Origin of the sequence: Endozoicomonas sp. SESOKO1 (assembly GCF_024606265.1) — a bacterium.
In the GTDB taxonomy this organism is placed as follows: domain Bacteria; phylum Pseudomonadota; class Gammaproteobacteria; order Pseudomonadales; family Endozoicomonadaceae; genus Endozoicomonas.
In genome coordinates, this window is record NZ_JAHHPP010000228.1 from 1 (window position 1) to 5,304 (window position 5,304).

Below are 5,304 nucleotides of genomic sequence, written 5' to 3' on the forward strand. Positions count from 1 at the left end.
AAAGAAAAAGAACAGGATCTTCATAACCTGATTCTGGTCGGTCTTTATCAACTCTTCTTTACCCGCATTCCGCCCCATGCCGCCATTGGTGAAACGGTACAGGCGACCCGGACCCTGGGTAAAGCCTGGGCCAGGGGCCTGGTCAATGGCATTCTCAGAAATGCCCAGCGCCGGTTTGAAGAGTTGCATGATCTGGAAGAGCGCAGCCCGGTTTGCGGCTGGTCACACCCGAAATGGCTGATCAATGCCATTAAACGGGCATGGCCAGAAGATTATCAAGCCATTCTCACGGGTAATAATCAGCCGCCCCCCATGACCCTTCGGGTTAATGAGCAGAAGATCAAGCCCTCCCGATACCTGAAAAAACTGCTGGATGACTGTATCCAGGCAAAACAATCCCAAATTGCCCCGCAGGCCATTACCCTGGGCAGACCGAGTTCGGTTGACAAGCTGCCATTATTCAATGATGGGGCGGTCAGTGTTCAGGATGAATCAGCCCAGCTGGCGGCAACGTTAATCCAGGCGAAACCCGGTGATCACATTCTGGATGCCTGCTGCGCTCCCGGTGGCAAGACCTGTCACCTACTGGAACTGAACCCGGACATTACGGTTGATGCCCTGGATGCGGATAGCGTTCGTCTGGAGAGAGTGGCTGAAAACCTGCAAAGGCTGGGTTTGACGGCGAATGTTCTGTGTGGCGACGCGACGGACCCTGACATCTGGTTCCCGGGCAAGCCATACGACCACATTCTTCTGGATGCCCCCTGCTCAGCGACCGGGGTGATTCGTCGCCACCCGGATATCAAACTGCTGAGAAAGCCGGAAGATATTGATGCACTGGCTCAGCTGCAACAGAAAATCCTCAGGGCTATCTGGCCGTTGTTGAAACCCGGCGGCACGTTACTCTATGCCACCTGCTCCATCATGCCCCGGGAAAACCATCTGCAGATTGAGCACTTTCTGTCAGAAACCCCGGATGCCAGATTACTACCCATTGAAGGTCAATGGGGTCACAATACCGGGTTTGGCAAGCAGCTTTTTCCAAGCTCAGGCAGTATCCCCGGCAACGGTGGCTTTATGAACAGCGGCGACGGATTTTTTTACAGCCTGATGGTAAAAACGGATTCCTAAATGAAAATCATCATTCTCGGTGCCGGTCAGGTCGGTGGCACGCTGGCAGAAAATCTGGCCAGTGAGGAAAATGACATTACGGTGGTCGATACCGATGCCACCCGACTTCGTGAGCTCCAGGATAAAATTGATATACGAACCATCCAGGGCAAGGCATCCTTTCCCGGGGTTCTGAAACAGGCAGGGGCCGATGAAGCCGATATGCTGGTGGCGGTCACCAACAGTGATGAAGTGAATATGGTGGCCTGCCAGATTGCCTACACCCTGTTCAGCACACCGTCAAAAATAGCCCGTATTCGTCAGGCGGCTTACCTGAAGAACGAGAGCCTGTTTGCCAACGCGGCACTGCCCATTGATGTACTTATCAGCCCGGAGCAGGTGGTTACCAACTACATCAAACGTCTGCTGGAGCGCCCTGGCGCCCTCCAGGTTCTGGATTTTGCCGAGGGCCGGGTCCAGCTGGTGGCCATGAAGGCTTATTATGGCGGTCCGCTGGTGGGTCACGAGCTTCGTTATATCCGTGAGCACATGCCTAATGTGGATACCCGGGTAGCCGCCATTTTCCGCCGTGGCAATGCCATCATGCCCAAGGGGAACACCGTGATCGAGGTGGACGATGAAGTCTTCTTTATTGCTGCCCGTGAAGATATCCGGGCCGTTATGGGTGAGCTTCAGCGACTGGATGATGACTATAAGCGCATCATTATCGCCGGTGGTGGCAATATCGGCCTGCGCCTGGCGCAGGCTGCGGAAGACCAATACAAGGTCAAGATCATTGAGCACAATATGGAACGCTGCCAGTTCCTGTCTGAAACGCTGACCAGAGCCATGGTGTTCTGTGGCAACGCATCGGATAAAGAGCTGCTGATCAGTGAAAATATCGAAGATACCGATATCTTCTGTGCACTGACCAATGACGATGAAGCCAATGTCATGTCATCCATGCTGGCGAAACGTCTGGGTGCCCGTAAGGTCATGGCACTGATCAACAACCCCGCCTATGTGGATCTGGTACAGGGCGGTGAAATTGATATTGCGATTTCTCCACAGCTGGCCACCATTGGCAGTCTCCTGAAGCACGTCAGACGCGGTGATATAGTAAACGTTCACTCACTCCGAAGAGGTGCTGCAGAGGCGTTCGAGGTTATTGCCCATGGCAGTGAGCAGACGTCTAAAGTGGTGGGTAAAACCATTCAGGAGGTGGAGTTACCCCAGGGCGCGACCATCGGGGCGATTGTTCGTAAAGATCAGGTACTGATTGCTCACGATACCACCCGGATTGAATCCGGCGATCATGTCATTCTCTTCCTGACCAATAAGCGCAAAATCCGTGAGCTTGAGCAACTTTTCCAGGTTGGGCTTGGGTTCTTTTAAATCATTGCTTTTTAACCATTGCTTTTAAACCATGGCTTAGTGGTTATCAATCACCGGAAACTATTTCTGACAACTTATGTCCAATGGGTAAGTACGTTAGCATCAATACGTATCAACATTAACAGGTATCAACATTGGACACGAGCAACCCATTTACTGCCAGCAAAACGACTACGTCATTTACCCCTGCAAGTACCGACACTGACCAGCAGAGCACTGACCTCATTAAAAGATGGTCCACTGCTGGTCGGCCTGTAGCAATAGTGCGCCCACAAGTTTCTGTCAGAGCAGATACGCCCATCATCAACCCAGACCTGGCCCACCTTCTCCTGCCACCACGAGATGTCATCATCAACCCCGAAACGGCCCTCCGTTTCCTGCGAGCGGCATCCTGATGAGGCAACAACAGGAAATAATGGAAGCTCAGTCCACATAGCAAACGGTGGAGAACCGCAGATGAGCAACCCGGCTTTTCTCAACGATGTTGATTCCTGTCTCAACCAGCCTTGTTATGCATACACAGGCACCTCCCTGTGAGATGTATTCTGTACAATCCCTGTACAGGTGACAGCTACCGGGAACACTTTTAATTTCACCCGTCTATTGCCTCCCAGTGGCAAATTTTCCTGATGCCCAGGAGCGAAATGGAACAACTCCTGTAAAACTGATGTCCAATCAGTTAAGCGGAATGAAACAGCAGGTAATCCCATGGACAAAATGAATCAATTGAGTAGCCCGGAAACATTTACCCGGCCCTTTCTTGAAGATATCAAAGCCATCCAAAAGGACAGGAATCCGGGCCTGAGATGGCGAGGCTATTCTGTTGTCCGTGGGGTCGAAACAGATAAACCGCTGGCCTCAGCCAGAACAGATACATTGATCAAGGTACAATCAGCAACACAGCATAAGGTATCCTTACCCATTACGAAGCGGACATTTCTGAACAGGAAAGCAAAACAGCCATAGCTATGGCGACGATCGGCAAGGCAGGATCAAGGCTCAAATCTTCAACTCAATAGGGAATTAGAAAGTCCGATTGGTATTACACAAGGCTTTATTTTCCCTGTGGATTAGGAGTAATCTGCTACTGCATAAAAATCAGAATTTATTATAGCCATTATAAGAATCCACCACGGCAGGTTATTGAAGTGTTCAGCCCATTCTTTAATCCATATTGTTGGATACTTGTACTGGATGAAGCAGGAGCACCATGCAGTTTCAGGTTATTCTTCCCATTTTGGGAATTTTGTTAATTTTATTCAGCTCGTCCAGCCTTCCTCCGATTGTCGTGGCACTGCTTTATCACGAGCAGGAAATTTCCATTTTTATCTACACCTTCTTATTAACATTACTGCTGGGTTTTCTTCTCTGGTTTCCTTTTCGGCATAACAAAGATGAGTTGCGAACCCGCGAAGGGTTTCTGGTCACCGCACTGTTCTGGATTGTTCTGGGAACAGTAGGCTCACTGCCCTTTCTATTCATGGAAAGCCCGTCACTCAGTATTACCGATGCACTGTTCGAGTCCATATCGGGCTTGACAACCACAGGGGCGACGATTCTGACGGGCATTGAACACCTGCCCCGCTCTGTTCTATTTTACCGCCAGCAGCTGCAATGGCTTGGCGGTATGGGGATTATTGTGCTGGCCGTCGCCATTCTGCCGATGCTGGGGATCGGCGGTATGCAGCTGTATCGAACAGAGACTCCCGGCCCGGTGAAAGATTCAAAACTGACGCCCAGAATTACCGAGACAGCCAAAGCCCTCTGGTTTCTCTATCTTTTCCTGACGGCCGCCTGTGCCCTTGCGTACTGGTTAGCGGGGATGAACCTGTTTGATGCGATCTGCCACAGTTTCTCAACCATCGCCATCGGTGGTTTTTCTACTTATGACGGCAGTATGGGCCACTTCAACTCCCCCATGATTATCTCTGTTGCCATCTTTTTCATGCTGATTGCCGGCTTCAATTTTGCCCTGCATTTTACCGCCTGGCGACATAAGTCATTGACTCACTATATTCAGGATCCGGAAGTCAAGTGGTTTCTGGCCATTCTGGGTGTTGTTGGCGCCATAACCGTGGCAACACTCTATCTTTCTGATACTTACTCCCTGACCAAGTCCTTCCGCTATGGCCTGTTTGAAGTGGTATCCGTAGCCACAACCACTGGCTACACCTCATCCTCCAGCTTTTCATCATGGCCCATGTTTCTGCCCATGCTGCTGTTTTTTACCAGCTTCATGGGGGGGTGTGCAGGTTCAACCGCAGGGGGAATGAAAGTCATCAGGGTTGTTCTGATTGCCAAACAGGGAATGAGAGAACTTCGACGTTTGGTTCACCCCAATGCGGTATTCACCATCAAAGTTGGTGGCAAGCCCGTGAGTCCAAGGGTAGGTGAAGCGGTATGGGGGTTCTTTGCGACTTACATTCTGATGTTTGTACTTCTCTTTCTCGCCCTGCTGGCAACGGGGCTAGACTTTACTACGGCATTTTCAACGATTGCATCTTGCCTGAATAATCTCGGACCGGCTCTCGGCGAAGCTGCATTCAGTTACCAGAGCCTGCCTGATGCTGCAAAGTGGATTCTCACTTTTGCCATGCTGCTGGGACGCCTGGAGATTTTTACACTTCTGGTGTTGTTTACTCCTACCTTCTGGCGTTATTAAAGGGCAATCAAGAAGATGGTTACCAAATCCGTTTAAAGCATCGCCCAATCGGGCGGTGATATAAGACAGGAGCGCGTAGAGCGCTCCACTTGAGTTTTTGTTCATTCCTTGCTAATTTTACTCGGTCTTTTGTAGAC

General features: G+C 50.6%; 5 protein-coding genes. All 5 read left to right on the forward strand.

The window, feature by feature from the left end:
* Positions 1 to 1,131, forward strand: a 1,131-nt coding sequence (gene rsmB / locus KDK13_RS10295) for a 16S rRNA (cytosine(967)-C(5))-methyltransferase RsmB (protein ID WP_257284891.1), incomplete at its 5' end; no start/stop codon positions are given.
* Positions 1,132 to 2,505 (forward strand): Trk system potassium transporter TrkA, encoded by a 1,374-nt coding sequence (trkA, locus tag KDK13_RS10300; RefSeq protein ID WP_257284892.1) that lies wholly within the window; start codon positions 1,132 to 1,134, stop codon positions 2,503 to 2,505.
* A 134-nt stretch (positions 2,506 to 2,639) separates the two neighbouring features.
* Positions 2,640 to 2,900, forward strand: a complete 261-nt coding sequence (locus tag KDK13_RS10305) for a hypothetical protein (RefSeq protein ID WP_257284893.1) — start codon at positions 2,640 to 2,642, stop codon at positions 2,898 to 2,900.
* A gap of 313 nt (positions 2,901 to 3,213) precedes the next feature.
* Positions 3,214 to 3,471, forward strand: coding sequence for a hypothetical protein (locus KDK13_RS10310; RefSeq protein ID WP_257284894.1), 258 nt, complete (start codon positions 3,214 to 3,216; stop codon positions 3,469 to 3,471).
* Between the two features lie 244 nt (positions 3,472 to 3,715).
* On the forward strand, positions 3,716 to 5,167 hold the full coding sequence (locus KDK13_RS10315) for a TrkH family potassium uptake protein (protein ID WP_257284895.1): 1,452 nt from the start codon (positions 3,716 to 3,718) through the stop codon (positions 5,165 to 5,167).
* The last annotated feature ends 137 nt before the right edge of the window (positions 5,168 to 5,304 follow it).

What these genes read in the sequence shown, in the direction of transcription:
- KDK13_RS10310 (WP_257284894.1), top strand. Translation starts at nt 3,214, where the DNA reads ATGGACAAAATGAATCAATTGAGTAGCCCGGAAACATTTACCCGGCCC.
- trkA (WP_257284892.1), top strand. Translation starts at nt 1,132, where the DNA reads ATGAAAATCATCATTCTCGGTGCCGGTCAGGTCGGTGGCACGCTGGCA.
- KDK13_RS10315 (WP_257284895.1), top strand. Translation starts at nt 3,716, where the DNA reads ATGCAGTTTCAGGTTATTCTTCCCATTTTGGGAATTTTGTTAATTTTA.